At 68.1% G+C, this 16,765-nt stretch carries 13 protein-coding genes; 2 read left to right on the forward strand and 11 right to left on the reverse strand.

What is annotated here, in order from left to right; all coding sequences use genetic code 11:
* Positions 1–355: 355 nt before the first annotated feature.
* The 6 genes from KHZ24_05215 to tilS form a co-directional block, all read right to left on the reverse strand.
* Entirely contained in the window at positions 356–934 is a 579-nt protein-coding gene (locus KHZ24_05215; GenBank protein MBS5450596.1) for a DUF3267 domain-containing protein, read from the reverse strand.
* A 35-nt stretch (positions 935–969) separates the two neighbouring features.
* Entirely contained in the window at positions 970–2,352 is a 1,383-nt protein-coding gene (locus KHZ24_05220; GenBank protein ID MBS5450597.1) for an MFS transporter, read from the reverse strand.
* Positions 2,353–3,588 carry a pyridoxal phosphate-dependent aminotransferase gene (locus KHZ24_05225; GenBank protein MBS5450598.1) on the reverse strand — a complete coding sequence of 412 codons (1,236 nt, stop codon included), beginning with the start codon at positions 3,586–3,588 and terminating at the stop codon, positions 2,353–2,355.
* 191 nt (positions 3,589–3,779) lie between these two features.
* Positions 3,780–5,843 carry an ATP-dependent zinc metalloprotease FtsH gene (gene ftsH, locus KHZ24_05230; protein ID MBS5450599.1) on the reverse strand — a complete coding sequence of 688 codons (2,064 nt, stop codon included), beginning with the start codon at positions 5,841–5,843 and terminating at the stop codon, positions 3,780–3,782.
* Between the two features lie 210 nt (positions 5,844–6,053).
* Positions 6,054–6,587 carry a hypoxanthine phosphoribosyltransferase gene (gene hpt / locus KHZ24_05235; protein ID MBS5450600.1) on the reverse strand — a complete coding sequence of 178 codons (534 nt, stop codon included), beginning with the start codon at positions 6,585–6,587 and terminating at the stop codon, positions 6,054–6,056.
* A gap of 207 nt (positions 6,588–6,794) precedes the next feature.
* Complete coding sequence (tilS, locus tag KHZ24_05240; protein ID MBS5450601.1) at positions 6,795–8,573, reverse strand: tRNA lysidine(34) synthetase TilS; 1,779 nt, start codon at positions 8,571–8,573, stop codon at positions 6,795–6,797.
* Positions 8,574–8,775: 202 nt separating this feature from the next.
* Between tilS and KHZ24_05245 the strand changes: the two genes are divergently transcribed.
* A complete protein-coding gene (locus KHZ24_05245) occupies positions 8,776–9,714 on the forward strand; it encodes an MBL fold metallo-hydrolase (GenBank protein MBS5450602.1) in 939 nt (312 codons plus the stop codon).
* A 132-nt stretch (positions 9,715–9,846) separates the two neighbouring features.
* Here KHZ24_05245 and KHZ24_05250 read toward each other — a convergent pair whose 3' ends face one another.
* The gene (locus KHZ24_05250; protein ID MBS5450603.1) at positions 9,847–10,281 is read right to left on the reverse strand and encodes an Hsp20 family protein; all 435 of its coding nucleotides are present in this window, start codon (positions 10,279–10,281) and stop codon (positions 9,847–9,849) included.
* Positions 10,282–10,602: 321 nt separating this feature from the next.
* Between KHZ24_05250 and KHZ24_05255 the strand changes: the two genes are divergently transcribed.
* On the forward strand, positions 10,603–10,968 hold the full coding sequence (locus KHZ24_05255) for a hypothetical protein (GenBank protein ID MBS5450604.1): 366 nt from the start codon (positions 10,603–10,605) through the stop codon (positions 10,966–10,968).
* A 12-nt stretch (positions 10,969–10,980) separates the two neighbouring features.
* Here the strand turns inward: KHZ24_05255 and KHZ24_05260 are convergent, their stop codons facing one another.
* From KHZ24_05260 to KHZ24_05275, 4 genes are all read right to left on the reverse strand, one after another.
* A complete protein-coding gene (locus tag KHZ24_05260; GenBank protein ID MBS5450605.1) occupies positions 10,981–12,189 on the reverse strand; it encodes an MFS transporter in 1,209 nt (402 codons plus the stop codon).
* A 67-nt stretch (positions 12,190–12,256) separates the two neighbouring features.
* Positions 12,257–13,141: a MerR family transcriptional regulator gene (locus KHZ24_05265; protein MBS5450606.1), complete on the reverse strand. Its 885-nt coding sequence runs from the start codon at positions 13,139–13,141 to the stop codon at positions 12,257–12,259.
* 48 nt (positions 13,142–13,189) lie between these two features.
* Positions 13,190–15,268: an NAD(+) synthase gene (gene nadE, locus KHZ24_05270; protein ID MBS5450607.1), complete on the reverse strand. Its 2,079-nt coding sequence runs from the start codon at positions 15,266–15,268 to the stop codon at positions 13,190–13,192.
* Between the two features lie 1,016 nt (positions 15,269–16,284).
* Positions 16,285–16,665 (reverse strand): desulfoferrodoxin, encoded by a 381-nt coding sequence (locus KHZ24_05275; GenBank protein MBS5450608.1) that lies wholly within the window; start codon positions 16,663–16,665, stop codon positions 16,285–16,287.
* Between the last annotated feature and the right edge of the window lie 100 nt (positions 16,666–16,765).

Consider the following 16,765-nt stretch of genomic DNA (forward strand, 5'->3'; position numbering starts at 1 on the left):
ACACCTGCGCGAAATTCTGCACGCTGCCGCCGGGAATCTGGGCAGATTTCCGAGCCGTGTATGTGCCAGCTAGGACGTCGCCTCGCCGCGATCCGACATGCCCGGGCGTGACCTGCGGAAACGCGAGCCGAAGCGCCCCGCACGGCTCGGGAGGCCGCGTCGCGGCATACATGACTCGACTTTTGGGCCATCATTGTCCTGGTAGCGTGCAAAACGGCGCCGAGGAGCCGTCAGCGGCGAGCTCAGCCCCGCCTTGGTCCCCCGCCAGCCCCCCCTGTCGCCCCGTAGCGAGGCAGACGCAAGGCGCCCGCGTGTTGGACATACGCGAGCCACCGGACAACGCGTCGTCCGCCCGCTACGGGGCCAGCAGCCTGATGCCCTTGTTCGTGTCCTCGCAGAGCGTGGCCTCGGGGTGCCGAGCGATGAGCGCGACAAAGTAGAAGTCACCGACGCAGCCCGACGCGTGCAGCGCGAACAGCCAGACGGCAAGCAGCGGCGCCCAGGTGAACGGCAGTGCCAGGCCGAGCAGGCCGTAGACGATCGACAGCGTGACGAACGGGGCCAGCAGCACGGCCGCGCAGCGCCCGCGGCTCAAACGCACTCCCGGGCACCCCGCGTAGAGCATGCCAGACTGGAACCCGAAGATGACCTTCGTGCCCCGAGGGCCTAGCAGCTTGAAGAACGCCGCGTGAACGAGCTCGTGTACCGGCAGCGAGACAGCATAGCCCGCAAAGACAACGATCACGAACCGCATCAGGCCGTCGAGCCCCGGGCCAAAGCCGGTTAGAACCAGAGGGATGCTCGCGACGATGGCCAGGGCAAGGCACGCGAGCATGAGCCAGATCGAGGCGCGCATGAGCGTCTTTTGGGCCGGTGTGCCCTCGTCAAAGATGTTGACGTCCAGAACCTCGCGCATCGCAGCCTGCTTCCTCACGTTTGCCTTGCGTAATTCTACGACATGCCCCAGGGTTACTCGGCAGCGCCTCGCCGGGAAGACTCCGCCGGGTCGGCGAGGTGGCGAAACGTCGCGTGCGTCGCGAGGGCCAGCAGCAGCGAGAGAGCCGCGACGGCAAGCGCGAGCCCCGCCACCTGCGCACGAAATGCGTCAAACAGGACGCCCCACACGAGCTGGCCCGCAGGCGCCGCGCACATGCACGCCGCCACGCACAGCGAGATAACCTTGCCGATGAGTGCGTCGGGCGTTGTGAGCTGCACGTACGTGACGCACTGGATCGTGAACATCTGGCAGCCCGCCATGACGAGCGCCAGGCACCCCACGACTGCCCCGTACGACACCATGCCGCCCGGGAGCAGCCGCAGCACCAGCGCCATCGGCACGAACATCACAGCGGCGAGGACGACGCCGAGTGACGCGTGGCGCAAGCGCAGGCGCGGCCCCAGGACAGCCACAAAAGCCCCGCCGAGCAGACCACCCACGCCGACGCACGCCTCGGCGACGCCCATGAGCTGGTTGGACAGCCCGAGCACCTGCGTCACGATGACGGGCAGGCCCACGTTCGCAAACGCGGACAGCACGAAGTTCAGCGCTGCCGACAGCGCGATCGTCTTGATGAGCGGCGGGTTCGTGCGCAGGAAGCGGCCCGCGTCGCGCAGGTCGCCCGCAACGACGGCGAGCGGGCTGCGATGGCTCGCGGGGACGTCCGAGTCTGCTCCGACCCCCGGCCGCGCGACACGGGGTGTGTGGACGAACAGGCTCACGACGACGCACGAGCACGCAAAGGCGAAGATACCCACGACGAGGATGGGCGTGAGGCCGAAGAAGCCGTACAGCATGCCGCTCACGAACGGCCCGACGAGCGACACGAGCGACGTCACCTGGTTCGTGATGGCCGTGGCGCGGATGAGGCTGGTCCGGCCCACGAGGCTCGGGACGCTCGCCTGCACCGTCGGCGCGTAGAACGCCTGCACGGCGTAGAGGCCCACCATGGCGCAGATGCAGAGCACGACGAGGTCGACAGACCCCTCGAGCAGCAGGAACGCCACGCAGATGAGCGCAAGCACGCAGTCGAGGCACGCCATGAGCCGCTGGCGCATCACGCGGTCGGCGACGACGCCCCCGACGGGCGTCAGCACGATGTAGGGCACGAGGGCGCTGGCCGTCACGACGCTGTAGAGCGACGCCGATCCCGTGAGGTTCAGCACGTAGAGAGGCAGCGCGAAGCAGAGGATGCGGTCGCCCAGCAGAGAGATGATCTGCGCGACGACGAGTGCGAAGTACGACCGGGAGAACCCGGAGCCTGAAGACCGGACGCGCGGCCCCTCTTGCCCGTCCGAAGGGACAGAAGGGGCCGTGCTTCCGGTCGAAGATGCGTCTTTAAACTCTTCTGCCACTTATCCCACCACAGTCTTGCGAGACTCCACCTCGGCCTTCAAGGACGTCCACGCCGGCATGGACCGCTTGATGGTGTCGAGATCGCAGCAGAACGTCACGCGCACGTATCCCGGCCAGCCAAACGTCTCGCCCGGCGTCACCATGATGTGATGCTCGACCGCCAGCTCGGCAAACTCGACGGCGCTCTCGATGGGCGTCTTCAGCCACAGGTAGAACGCGCCGTCGGGCAGGAAGGGCTCGTAGCCCAGCTCGACGAGGCCGGCGTACAGGGCGTCGCGGTTGTCAATATACCACTGTGGGTCAAGCCTCACGCCCTTGCGCACGCAGTACTCCACGGCGTGCTCGACGGTCGACGCCGTCGTCGCGAGGCCGTTCCACCGCGCCGCGCCTGCGATCGCCGCCAGCACCTCGCGGGAGTCGCTGACCTTCTCGCCCACCAGCGACCAGCCGCAGCGGTCGCCGGGGATGGAGAGGCACTTGGAGTAGGAGTACAGCACGATCGTGTCGTCGTAGAAGTCGGGCACCCACGGGACTTCGATGCCCTGCGTCAGCACGAGCTCGCGATAGGGCTCGTCAGAGATGAGGAAGATGGCCTGGCCCAGCTCCTTCTCCTTGCGCGCGAGCATCTCGCCCAGCGCCTTGAGGTCCTCGGCTGGGTAGATGGCGCCCGTCGGGTTGTTGGGCGAGTCCATGATGATGGCGCGCGTGTGCTCGTTGATTGCAGCATCGAGGGCGTCGATGTCGAGCTGGAACGTGTCGGGCTTTGTGTTGACCTGCACGCGCACGCACCCCGCTGACTCTATCCAGCCCTCGTAGCCCATGAAGTAGGGGGCGAGCACGATGACCTCGTCGCCTTCGCCCGGGTTCGTGATGGCGGCGATCGTCGCGTAGCCCGCACCGCTCGCGCCGGTCGAGATGATGAGGTCGTCCGCCGTATACGAGCCGCCGAACTTCTTGTTGAGGTCGTCGGCTATGGCCTCGCGCAGGCTCTGGATGCCGCTCCCCATGACGTAACCGTGCAGCGGCACCTGGGGAAGGGTCTGGAGCGCCTGCTCAAAGCCCTCGCGCACCTCGTCGGGCGCCGGCTTGAACGGGTTGCCGATCGTGAAGTCGAAGACGTTCTCCGCGCCGATCTGCTTCTTGAGCTCCTGCCCGCGCGCGGCGGCGTTGCGGATGGCGGTGTTGGAGTTGCCGAACGCGACCATCTTCCTGTTAAGCAGAGCCTTTTCAGCCATAGCGTGCTCCCCTCCAAACCGGCACGTGAGACGGGCACTCCGCGGGCCACCTGCGGCCCCTGCCCCACGCGCGCGTCAATGTCGTGTGCGGGCACCACTATAAAAAGCGGGGCCGCCCGTGTGGACGACCCCGCTCTCGCGTTTCGCTATTCTTCGCGCCCCTGTAACGGCACTGCCACAATCGAGAATCGCTACTTCTGCATCGAGTCCCCGTGCGAGCCGTCCTGGGAGGCGTGCTCAACAGGCGGCAGCGTCACCTTGTGGCCGTCGCTGTCGACGACGGTCGTCGAGCCGTCCTTGCCCACCTGCACCTGCGAGCCACTCGACGCGACGTCCACGACGGCAGCCGGAGCCTCTGCCTGCGCTGCGGCATCCTCCGCGGCGTCAGCGGCCTCGACGGCGGCGCGGTCCTCGTCCTCGTGGGCCAGGTACTCGTCCCAGCGGTTGTCGAGCAGGGCCTCGACGCCCTTGCCCTCGACCGTCTCGCGCTCAAGCAGGACCTTGGCCATCAGGTGCATCTGGTCGGCATGCTCGGAGAGGATCTTGTGCGTGCGCTCGTGGGCCTCGTTGATGATGCGCGACACCTCGGCGTCGATGCGGCGGGCCGTCTCAGGCGAGTAGTCACTGTGCTCGCCGAGGTCGCGACCGAGGAAGACCTCGTGGTTCGCCTCGCCGTACACCTGCGTGCCCAGGTTCTCGCTCATGCCGTAGCGCGTCACCATGGCACGGGCCATCTTCGTGGCGCGCTCCAGGTCGTTGCTGGCGCCCGTCGTGATGTCCTTGCAGAACAGCTCCTCGGCAACGCGGCCACCCAGCAGCACGGAGATCTCGTCGAGCATGGCGTTGCGCGTCTGGAGGAAGTGATCTTCCTTGGGCAGCGACAGCGTATAGCCAAGCGCCTGGCCGCGCGAGATGATCGAGATCTTGTGCACGGGGTCGGCGCCGGGCAGCAGGTGGCCGACGAGGGCGTGGCCGCTCTCGTGGAACGCGATCGTCGTGCGCTCCTCCTCCGTCATGACGCGGCTCTTGCGCTCGGGGCCGGCGATGACGCGCTCCATGGCCTCGCTGATCTCGCTCATGCCGACGCGCGCCTTGCCGCGACGGGCGGCGAGCAGCGCGGACTCGTTCATGAGGTTGCCGAGGTCGGCGCCGGAGAAGCCGGGAGTGAGCTGCGCGATCTTGTCGAGCTCGACGTTGGTGGACAGAGGCTTGTTGCGCGCGTGGATCTTGAGGATGGCCTCACGGCCCTTCACGTCGGGGCGGTCGACCGTGATCTGACGGTCGAAGCGGCCGGGGCGAAGCAGGGCGGGGTCGAGAATGTCGGGGCGGTTCGTCGCCGCGATGAGGATGACGCTCTCGTGCTCCTCGAAGCCGTCCATCTCGACGAGCAGCTGGTTGAGCGTCTGCTCGCGCTCGTCGTGGCCGCCGCCCAGGCCGGCGCCACGCTGGCGGCCGACGGCGTCAATCTCGTCGATGAAGATGATGGAGGGTGCGGCCTCCTTGGCCTTAGAGAACAGGTCGCGCACACGGCTGGCGCCGACGCCGACGAACATCTCGACGAAGCCCGAGCCGGAGATGGAGAAGAACGGCACGCCCGCCTCGCCGGCGACGGCCTTGGCAAGCAGCGTCTTGCCCGTGCCAGGAGGGCCCACGAGCAGCACGCCGCGCGGGATCTTGGCACCGAGGGCCTGGAACTTCTTGGGGTCCTCGAGGAACGCCTTGATCTCCTGCAGCTCCTCGATGGCCTCGTCGCAGCCAGCGACGTCGGAGAACTTGACCTTGGGGCGGCTCGACGCGTCCGTCATGGCCTTCGTCTTGCCGAACTGCATGGCCCCGGAGTTGGGGTCCTGGAACTTGTTGAACATGTACACCATGAAGCCGACGATGAGCAGCATGGGCAGCACGCTGCCCAGCACGGAGATCCAGCGCGACGGCAGAGTGACGTCGGCCTTGTACGTGACGTCGGGGTGCGCCGCCATGAGCTCGGCCAGGCTGTCTTCGCCTATGTACGTCGACGTGTACTTGACGAGCTTGCTCTCGTCGTCCACGTCGTCGGCGTTTGCCCAGAACGTGCCGTCAACCGTGCCCTTCTGGACGCGGTACGTGGCGTCGTGGACGCGCCCGTCGTTGACGGCCGTCACAAACTCGCTCGTGGCAAGCTCCGTGACGTCCTGCTTGTTCTGCGTACCGAAGAAGCCAGAGACGACGGCAACGATGACAGCCGCGAGGATGACGTACAGGATGACGGTGCGCACCTGCGGCGCCTTGGGGCCATCCTGCTTGCCGTCCTTCCCCGACTCGGCGTCGCCCTCCTTCTCTTTCTCGGCGCGATGCCACAGGTCGGAGAGACTGGGCTTCTTCTCGTCCTTGTCCTGGTCCTTCGAGGGCCGCTTGTTGGTATCGCTCACAGGGGAGTCTCCATTTGCTGCATAGGTGGGTTGAGCCGGTCGGGCCGCGCGCCGACGCTACTTCTCGTAGACGCTCGGCTTGAGGACGCCGATGTACGGCAGGTTGCGATAGCGCTCCGCGAAATCAAGGCCGTAGCCGACGACGAACTCGTTGGGGCACTCGAAGCCGACGTAGCGCGGCGTGACGGCGGGGTCGGGGTTCTTGAGCAACAGCGTCGCGATCTCGAGCGAGCGGACGCCGCGGGCGTGAAGGTTGCGCGACAGGTAGCGCAGCGTGAGGCCCGAGTCGAGCACGTCCTCGACGATGATGACGTCGCGATCCTGCAGCGGCGTGTCGAGGTCTTTGACGATGCGCACGATGCCCGACGACTTGGCGGCGCTGCCGTAGCTCGACACCGCCATGAAGTCGACCTCGGAGGGCAGGTCGACGCTGCGCACGAGGTCGGCCATGAACACGAAGGCGCCGCGCAGCACCGTCACCATGAGCGGCTGCTTGCCAGCGTAGTCCTTCGTGATGGCAGCGCCCATCTCAGAGACGCGCTGGGCAAGCTGCTCCTGCGTGTACAGGATGCGATCGATGTCGTCGTCCATGCAATAGGGATGAGTGGAGGCACCGTCAGCGGCACCGGATGCAACGAGCTCGGACACGAGCTGCCCCCTCAAGGGTCGGAAGTCCTACAGAACGTGAGCCACAGGTCGTACGCGACGACGCCCCCGCCCACAGTGCCGCACCGCCGGGCATCCGGCATGGGAGCGGCGTCCGGGCGACGGTACGCCAGGCGTAACCGGCGCATGCGCCTAGGAGGCGGGGATAGCTGTCAATCGTAGCAAGACGCGCGTGCCTTTGTGGTACGCCGCGCTCTCGTCGGGCCGAATCCCGGCAACCCACACAACGCACGAATCGTCTGCGCCGCAGCTTACGCCCCCTGTTTGGGGCGCTTTGGACACCGAGTTATATGTGGCTGTCTGTCGAGCTCCCGCCGAGGCACCGGCACGCGTCGGACAGGCACACACGAGCGGCCAGGCGAAGCGCAGAGCGGCGGGGACATGCGCCTCCATGAGGAGGTCGGCCACGAGCTTCGTGTGGCCGTGCAGGCCGAGCGGGCGCACGCGCTCGCCGGGCCGGGGCGCGCGCACGAGCAGGGCGCCGCCCCCTGCGACGCCCGCGCGCTCGGCGTCGAGCAGGGCGACGGGACGCGGCAGCAGCTCGTCGGGCGCACCCATCCCGCGTGTCGCCTCGGCGGCCTGCTCACGAGCGAAGGCGACGACGTCGGCGCCAGACGGTACCTCAACGAGCGCCGCCTCGAGGCGCACCCCCTCCCACACGAGGCAGCCCGGCACCGACAACGCCTCCGGTGCGGGGGCGTCCGCCACGGCAAGACCCGACGCGGCCGCCGAGCCGGGGCGCCCGACGCGTAGCACGCCGTCCTCGCAGCGGGCGTCGATGGCAAGCGGCAGTGTCGCGCTTCCCCGCCCCGCGCGGGCAAGGGCCAGCAGCGTCTCGACGTGGCGCCCCTCGAGGCGCGCGCGGCGCAGATCCGCCTCGCCCAGCAGCAGGCCCAAACCCCGCAGCAGCGCGCGGCGCGCCAGGGCGGGATCCGCACTCACCAGCACGGCAGCGTCAAGCTGCAGGGTGTTCCCGACGGAGAGGGGCAGCGCGCCGGCAGAAGCGGTGTGCCCCCGAGGAGCGCCAAGCTGCCCGGGAACATCCGATTCGGCAGGGGCGGCTTCCGCAGGTTCCGGCTCGTCGGAACGCGAACCGCCGCTCTGCCCGAGCGCCCCCTCGACCCGCAGTGCCTCCGACAGCACGCCGTCTGCCAGACGCGCGAGCAGGTCGTCCTCCTGCGCCAACACGTCGAGCATGCGCCCCATCGTCGCGCTCAGCGCTGGGTTGCGCTCGCGCATGGGCGGCAGCACGTGGTGGCGCACGTAGCTGCGCAGCGCCACGTCCTCGTCGTTCGTCGCATCCTCGCGCCATCCAATATCCCAAGCATCCAGCAGCGCGCGCAACTCCATGCGCGTCGCGCCAATCAGCGGCCGCGCGACGATGCCGCACGACGTGCGCATGCCGGTGAGCCCCGGCAGCCCCGCCCCCGTCATCGCGCGCATGACAAACGTCTCGGCGCGGTCGTCGGCCGTGTGGGCCACGCAGATGCGCGCCGTCTCCACCGGCACGCCCGCGGCAGCGGACAGCTCGCATGCCAGCCCCCAGGCCGCCTCGTAGCGGGCGGTGCGGGCGATCTCCTCGAGGTTGCGATCGCCGGAGGCGCGAGCGGCGCGCACGAGGGCCGGCACGTCGACGCGCACGACGCGCAGCGCGACGCCCAGCTCGGCGCACAGCCCGCGCACGAACGCCTCGTCCCCGTCGGAGGCTGCGCCTCGGATCATGTGGTTCACGTGCAGCACGGCGAGGCGCGCGGCGTCGATGCGCTGGGCTCCCCTGCCGTCGGCGAGGTCAAGCGTGCCCCGCACGGCGCGCACGAGCAGCGCCGTCGAGTCAGAACCGCCGCTCACCATCAGGATGACGGGCGAAGACGGCAGCGGCGGCAGAGCGGCGGCGCTCAGCGCGGCAAGCATGCGGCACCTCCGCGCGGCAGGGCGTGCCCCCAGGGCGAAACGGGCATGTGCGACTCCTGTTCTCTTCTCCGGGAGGCTTCTCGGCGGACGGCGCCAAGGTCCCCGATGCGAGATAATGCGGCACCGGCGTCCGTGGGCCCGCCCACGACGCCGCGGATTGTACCCAACGCAGCTCAGACGAACTCACCCAGCGAGGACATCGATGCCCCAGGCACCTCACACAGCCGCATCCGACCGCCCGGCACCGCTCTTCGACTGCGCCACCGACGCGCAGACGTGCGCGAGCGTCGCGCTTGCCGTCGACGAGACGACGCATGCGACGCCCCAGGTCGCGCTGTGCGGCGTGCCGCTCGACCCCTGGGAGGCAGACGGGCTGCGGCTGCACGTGCTCGGCACGGGATCCAAGGGAAACTCCTGCGTCATCGAGACGCCAGACGCGTGCATCCTCGTCGACTGCGGCCTGTCGTGCCGGCAGATATTCACGCGCATGCGCACGCTCGGACTCGACCCGGAGCGCATCGGTGCCATCATCGTGACGCACGAGCACGTCGACCACATAGCAGGCCTGCGCGTCACGGCGTCGAAGGCGCACGTTCCCGTCTACGCGAGCCGCGGCACGGCGGCGTCCGAGTCGTGGCCCGCCGGCGTGCTGGCCGAGGAGATGCAGGCGCGCCGGCCGTTCACGGTGTGTGGTGTGCGCGTGACGCCGTTCAACGTGCCGCACGACGCCGCGGAGCCGATGGGCTTTCGCTTCGAGCGCGCCGGCGACTCGGTGGGCTACTGCACGGACATGGGACACCTCACCGACGAGGCGGGCGAATACCTACGCGACGCCCGCGTCCTCGCGCTCGAGAGCAACCACGACCCGGCGATGCTCAGCGCCTACCCCGGCTATCCCTACCAGCTCAAGCTGCGCATCGGCGGCGACAGTGGGCACCTCTCCAACGACCAGGCGGCAAGCGCGCTCAGCGAGCTCGTGACGAGCACGACGCAGACGCTCGTGGGCATGCATATCTCGCAGCACACGAACCTGCCGTCGACGTGCCGCCGCGCTCTGCTCACCGGACGGCGAAGCCTCGCCCCCACCCAGCACCTGCGCGTCGTCGTCGGCAGCCAGGAGCGTCCGCTGAGCTTCGCGTAGGATCGGCTCCGGGGCCCGCGCCCGATCCCCCTGCACACGAAAAGGCCCACCCGGCGCTTCCGCCGAGCGGGCCTTAGGAGAGGGAGGGCAATTGGAGACGAGGCGCAGTGGCCCCGGGTCGTGCAGACGTCCTTACGCGATCTCGATCTTCTGGACGTCGGCGTTGTTCTTCTTCTTGGGGACGTTAACCGTCAGCACGCCATCCTTGAGCTGGGCGGTCAGACCCGTCGTGTCCGCGTCCTTCAGATAGACGTTCTTCGTGGCGTGATAGGAGTACGTCTCGCGGTGCACGTAGTTCTTCTTGGCGTCCTCTTCGGAGTCCTTCTTGTCGACCGTGATGTTCAGGCGGCCCTGGTTGAGCTCGACGTCGATTTCCTCACGCTTCACGCCAGGAACCGTGACCGTCACCGCGTAGGCGTCCGGCGTCTCCTCGACGTCCATCATCATGGAGGCGGGGGCAACGTCCGTGCCCGTGCTGCTCGGCGTCATGAGGTCGCTCATGGCGCCCAGCCAGTCGAACGGAGCGAACGAAGCGGGGATGCGGGTGTAAGGGATCATGCTAGCCATGGTGATCACTCCTTCTGTGGGCCTCGGGACTCTCGCCTCAGGTCCTTCTTTTGTGTTCGAGAAGAGTTGTTCCCCATTGCACGGGCCATATACACTCGCAACAAAGTTTTCTCAGCTTTTTCTTCTCAGGAAATCTTAGTGTCCTATTAGAAGATATTGTTCCTGGACATCGGGACCCCTCGCTGCGGCAGTGGGGGCTTTCTGGAGCGCCCCACCTCGTTTGTGCAGCGTTGGCGCCCAAACGAAAGCGGGCGTGTATGATGGGCATCGTTCAGTGCGGTCCCGACGCGCCCGCGTCGTGACAGAGAGGCGAGCCGAGCCATGCCCCACGACAAGACCAGCGCATCTCAGGCAGGGAAGCCCCGCCCAGACGGGCAGCGCCCCCAGCCGCAGGGCACCGCATCCGGCAAGAAGAAGCCGTCCGGCAGCGCACCACGGCAAAAGCCACCCGCCAAGAAGATCGACCCCTCCGCTGCGACGATCGACCGGCCGGCCCACCCGCTGCCCGCCGTGCGCACGAGCCACATCGACTACGACCGCTACCTCGAAAGGGAGACGGCCCGCTTCAAGATCTTCTCTGCCGAGGAGCGTCGTGCGCGCAACCGCCGTATCGCCATCGGTCTGGTCATCGGCGTCGTCGTCGCCCTCATCCTCGCTTGGGCCGTCGCCAGCCGCGTGCTCGGATAAGGGCACCGGCAGCTACCTCAGGCTGCGAAACGAGCGAGCACACAGGGACAGGGCGCACACGGCGGCCCACACCACGGCGAGCGAGATGCCCGTGGCGCCCAATCCCATCGCCTCGATGAGCGCCGAGCCCGCAAACACGCCGACAGGTCCAACGACCAGGTACAAGGCGTTCAGTGCGCCCATGCCCGCGCCGCGTCGGTTCTCAGGGATGCGATCGTAGATGAAGAAGCCCAGCAGCGCCGAGGCCGGGCCGGCAGCGAAGCCGGTAAGCGCCGCGCAGGCGATCAGTAGCGGCAGCCCGGGCAGCATGCCCATACCTGCGATACCCGCCGCCATACCCACGAGCGAGACACAGAGCCACGCATACTGGGACAGCTTCTTCGCGGCAGCCGAATACACCAGCGAGCCGACGAGCAGGCCCGCGCCCATGGCTGCCACCACGTAGCCCGCCTGCTCCGGATACCCGGCAGCCGTGAAGTGGGCCGGCAACACGATGCCCTGGAAGCTCCCCATGACCATCGTGACGCCAAACGACAGCACGATGGACGATCGCACGAGGCGATCGCGGGCGAAGAGGGTGCGCATGCCCTCCGTAAACAGCGAGAGCGCACCCGGGCGGGTGGCCTCCCCCTCGCCCCGGGAGTCGACCGCGCCGACCTCGCGCGGCAGGGCCATCGTGGCGAGCGCCGCGACGCAGGAGCACGCCGCTGTCGCCCACAGGGCGCCGACGTCGCCGACGAGCCCCATGAGCAGGGCGGCGGCAGCGGGGCCCGCGATGGCGGCGGCAGCGTTCACGCCCTGGTCGACACCCACGAATCGCTGCAGCTCGACGCCGTCGTAGCGGCATGCGGCAGGCATGATCGTGTCGCGCGCCGTCATGCCGGGGACGTCGCCGACAGCGCCCAGCAGGCCGAGCGCCACAAACCATCCGAAGCTCAGGCCCCACACGGCGTCGACGACCGGTAGCAGGGCGACGCTCAGCGCGGACACGAGGTCGGCGGCGATGCCGACGCGCCGGCGGTCAAACCGGTCGAGGACGGCCCCGCCGACAAAACCTGCGAGGAACTGCGGAACGGCGCAGATGAGCGCCAGCGAGCCCGCCGCCAGCACGTCGCCCGTCCGCGCGAGAAGCACGAGCGGCAAGACAACGCCCGCGATGGCATTTCCCATGAGCGAGCAGGCATTGGATATGAGGTAGATCACCGTAGCACGACGACGCATCGTCTCTCCTTCCCAAGCGAAGGCGGCCGCACCTCACAGGGCCGCCCGTCTGGGAAGGCAGTAAAAACTACGACGTAGCGTCGGGGTCAAGCGCCGAGGAACCCTCCACGCGCTCCCGAGATGCCAGCCGCTCCGCAAGCAGGCAAAAGACCCGCTCGGAGACGTCTTTCTGCGCCTCGTTGTACCCCTGCTTCGCAACGGACGCGAGGACGCGCTCGTACTCGGCCTCGGGCCGCAGCCAGTTCTCGGCGGAGAAGCAGTCGAGCACCCGGTCGAGAAAGGCCGCGCACCTTCGTGTGGCGTGGTCGCGCGCTTCGGGCGAGGCGTCAGCCGGGAGCGCCTCCACCTCCCGACTCGCCGCGACGTACTCCCCCATGAGCCCACGCTCGGGAATGGCGCGAAACACGCGCTCCATCTCGGCGAGGTCGCCGTCGGAATACAGGTGGACGGCGATGCCCATCGCAAGCCGATCGGCAGACGTGAACATCCAGTCGAGAAAGCCCGGCTCGGGGAGGCGCGACGCCAGCCCCGCAAGCGCGTCGAGAGCGCCCGCGGCACGGTCGGGAACGTCGGGGGAGATCCGGTCGGCACGCAGGCGGGCGATGGTGGCGCGCTGGGCCTCGAGCAGCCGTATCTGCTCGGCGAGGTGCGTGTCGAGCTCGTCGAGGACGCGGTCGGTGTCTCGCGAGCCCTGCCCCTCGAGAAGAGAGGCCTCCGCGTCCGACTCGCCCCGCCCCTCATCGAGCGCGTCGAGCAGGGGCCCGATCTGCTCGAGCGAAAACCCAAGCGAGGCGAGCTGCCGGATGCGCAGCACCCGCAGCAAAGACGACGCGTCGTAGTCGCGATAGCCGTTCTCGTGCCGGGGCGGCTCGGGCAGGATGCCAATGGCGTGATAGTGGCGCAGCGCACGCACGCTCACGCCGGCCATGCGCGCGAGATCACCGCTCTTCACGCGGGCCCCCTTCCCAGATCCGGACGACACCCCGCTGGATTACCCGCATCAGTTCTTCGAGAAGAGCGGCAGGCCCAGAGCGCTGTCCATGTCGGGGCCCTGGCCGGAGATCGACGCGCCATATGCGACGTCGCCCAGCATGCCCACGACCTGGTCGCGATGGACGAGGCGCCCGAGCATGGCGTCGAGCCGGTCGGGGACGGGGTTCGCCTCGCGCGCCAGGGCAAGCAGGACCTTGCCCACGTCGATGTCCTGGCCCTCTGGCGCGGACATCAGCTCGCTGAAGAGCGCGGCGTCCTCCTCCTGCCCCGGCGCCTCTCCCTCAGCCGGACGCACCGCCCTGTCGCGCCAGCCCAGAACGACCGGCCAGGCGCGATCGACGAACGGCTTCAGCGAGACGACCGGCCCCATCGGCTCCTGGCGGCGCTTGAACTCGGCGACGCGACAGGCATCGAGCACGCGCTGCACCGACGCGGCGTCGATGCCTGCGCCCACGATGTCGGCGGCACTCATGCCGCGCTCGACGTGCATCGTCAGGATCTTGTCGATGTCCGGGTAGCTCACGCCGAACGAGCCCTCGTCCGTCTGACCGGCAGAGAGCTCGGCCGAGGGCGCCTTGACGAGCACGTTCTCCGGGATGGCTGGCCCGACGCTGCCCGCGTTGCGCCAGCGCGCCAGGTCGTACACGCGGCCTTTGTACACGTCGGCAAGCGGGGCAAACGCCCCTACCGTGTCGCCGTACAGCGTCGAGTAGCCCATGCCGGACTCGGACTTGTTGCCCGTGTTGAGCACGAGTGCGCAACGCGCGTTGGCCAGTGACATCAGCGTCGTTCCGCGTAGACGGGCCTGCAGGTTCTCTGCCGCGACGCCCTCGAACGGCGCGCCAAGCGCCTCGGAGAACAAGGCGGCTGCCTTGTCGTACAGACCGGCGATGGACACGGTATGCGTTGCGATGCCCAGGTTCTCGGCGAGCGCCGTGGCGTCGGCAACCGAGCCCTCGCTCGAGTAGGGCCCCGGCATCAGGATGCCCAGCACGTGTTCGGGGCCGAGCGCGTCGACAGCAAGCGCCGCGACGACCGAGGAGTCAATGCCGCCCGACAAGCCAACGATGACGTCGGAAAAGCCGCACTTGCGCACGTAGTCGCGCACGGAGAGCGTCAGGGCCTTCCAAAGCAGGCCCGTACGAGCCGGCTCGGAGAGGGCCGGGACTTCCTCGACCGGCACGCCCACGAGCATCGCGACGCCGGAGTCGCCAGATGGGCGCGCCTCCTCGCGGGGGACCACCGTCAGCGTGGGGAACGCCGCCGAGCGCGCGCCCTCGGGGCCGCCCACGAGCACCGGCTCCGTCGTCAGGTGCGGATTCGGGAGCGTCTCCTTCGTCGCGAGCGGCGCAAAGGCAGAGTCGCCCGCGGCGTCGTCGGAGAGCGTGGGCTCGATGTCGAACGTGACAAGCGCTTCCTCGAAGCTCGGGCACGCCGCGAGGATGGAGCCTTCCGCAGAGGCGGCGAAGCTCCCGCCGGCGAGCACGGTGTCGTCGTAGCCGCCGACGCCCTGCAACATCGCGATCGCGCAGGGGCACTCGGCGACGAGGCCCTGCAGCGAGCTGTCGCCCAGGCCGGGTGCCAGCAGCGTCGAGGAGTCCTCGTCGCAGAACGGCAGCGCCGACAGCACGACGGTCACGTCAACGGCGGCGTCTCGCGCGGACAGGCCCGTGTCGCCGACAACGAACTGTATGCTGGCGCCGGCGATGTGCGCCTGGGCGACCGTCTCGTCGATGCGGGCGTCCTCGCCAGAGCGCCCCATCTCGCGCAGGCGCAGAGGGCCCGCAGCCCCGTCCGCGCACAGGAAGACCTCCGTGTAGCCGGCGTCGCCGTCGAAGACGTAGGCGGGAACGACCGCAGAGATGGGCGTGCGAGCGGCGAAGTCCTCGAGGGCGTCAAGCATGTCGAGCTCGAAGGAGGTGGACTCGCTGATACCCACGGGATAGGTGCCGCTCAGGATTGTCGTCGGGAAGATGACGACGTCTGCGCCCAGGCGGGCGGCGCGCTCGGCATAGGAGAGCATGTGGCGCACCGTGCCGGAGAAGTCTCCCGGGATCGAGTTGAGCTGCGCGAGCGCAATACGCATAGGACGTGCACCTTTCTGTGGTCTGGCCTGCGGCGTGACGGACGCGCCACCGATGGCGTCCGACGCCCAAGCGGGACGTAGCATAGCGGCCCATCGAGTCATGTGTGTGTCGGCCACAAGAAATGCCGACCGCTCACATACGGGAAGACGCGGGGAGCCCATCACGCGAGGTGGCGCGACCCGCCACACGAGACGCCCCGGACGGCCCGGCTCCTCATGAAGCCGCTAGCCAGGGTGCGCCCCGGTTCCCCCGGGCGACTCGGTCTCCCCCGGAACCAGCGGCTAGGGCGCGCCCAGCCCCCGGATAGCACGACCTACCCCGAAGCCGCCGGCCAGGGCGTGCGCGGCCCCACACGGCCTCGTCTTGTGGGCCCCTTTTTCGGTTGTGCTAGGTTTTGTAAAAGTGGGCAGCGAAATTGTCCCCGATTTGCGGCTGTGCGAGGTTTGCGGGCCCGGTTTTGTCATGCACGCGTGAGGCACCCAGGAAAACCGCAGGTAGGAGGGGTGCTCAGGTTGAGACCCCTTCGCCTTGCGCGCAAAAAAGCCGCGCAAACCTCGCACAGCCGCAATCCGCGCCCATTTCCAGGCTCAGGTTTTACAAAACCTAGCACAACCGAAGAGACTGCCCGACCTCGGCAGGCCCAGTCCAACGCCGCAGATGGAGTGCAGCGGCTGCCGCTCATCATGGGCAATCGGGACTGCGGCGTAATGCCCCAGATATGAAGTAAGCCGCCCCGCAGCGCGCTAAACGCCGCAGGGCAGCCCAACAAATTCTCGCACAATTCCCTACTTCGTTAAGCGGTGCCACAGTGCGGCAGATACAAGGCGGACCGGGGCGTAGCGTACTAACGCTACGTAAGCCCCGGTCCAACGCAGTAGATGCCGTGCTGTGGTTGCCGCTCCTATGGGTAATCGGGGCTGTAGTGCCCCAGATACAAGGCGGGCCGCCCCCGCAGCGTACTAAACGCTACGTAAGGGGCGGCCCAACGCAGTAGGTGGGGTGCTACAGTCCCCGATTAAAAATCCGCCTTCCACAGACCGTGCAGATTGCAGTACTCGTAGACGGTGCCGTGCTCAACGCCGGCGAAGACGGTCTTGGGCTCCTCGCCGGGCTTGAGGTAGTGGATCTCCGTGCGATCCTCAGCGACGAGTGCGATCCACTCGATGGAGTGCTCCTCGAGCATGGGGTGGGCGACGGAGCCGACGGTAACCTCGATGGCGTGGCCGTTGTGGACGGGCGTCACGACGGGCACGTGCTTCTCGGTGGCAGCGTCGGTGGAGCCGGCGACGAGCAGCTCCATCTTCTCGCCGCAGCACACGGGATTGACGCCGGCGTCCTTGACCATCACGACGATGTTGCCGCAGTGATTGCAGCGATAGAACTTAACCTCGGCCATAGTGGGTTCCTCTCCCTCGTGGCATGAACGTATGTGCAGACAGGCAGCCCGAAAAAGCGCCGCTCGCCCTTTCTTGCTTGCGGGTATTGTTCCCTAACTT

The sequence above is a fragment of the Coriobacteriia bacterium genome (assembly GCA_018368455.1).
Taxonomy (GTDB): Bacteria; Actinomycetota; Coriobacteriia; order Coriobacteriales; family UMGS124; genus JAGZEG01.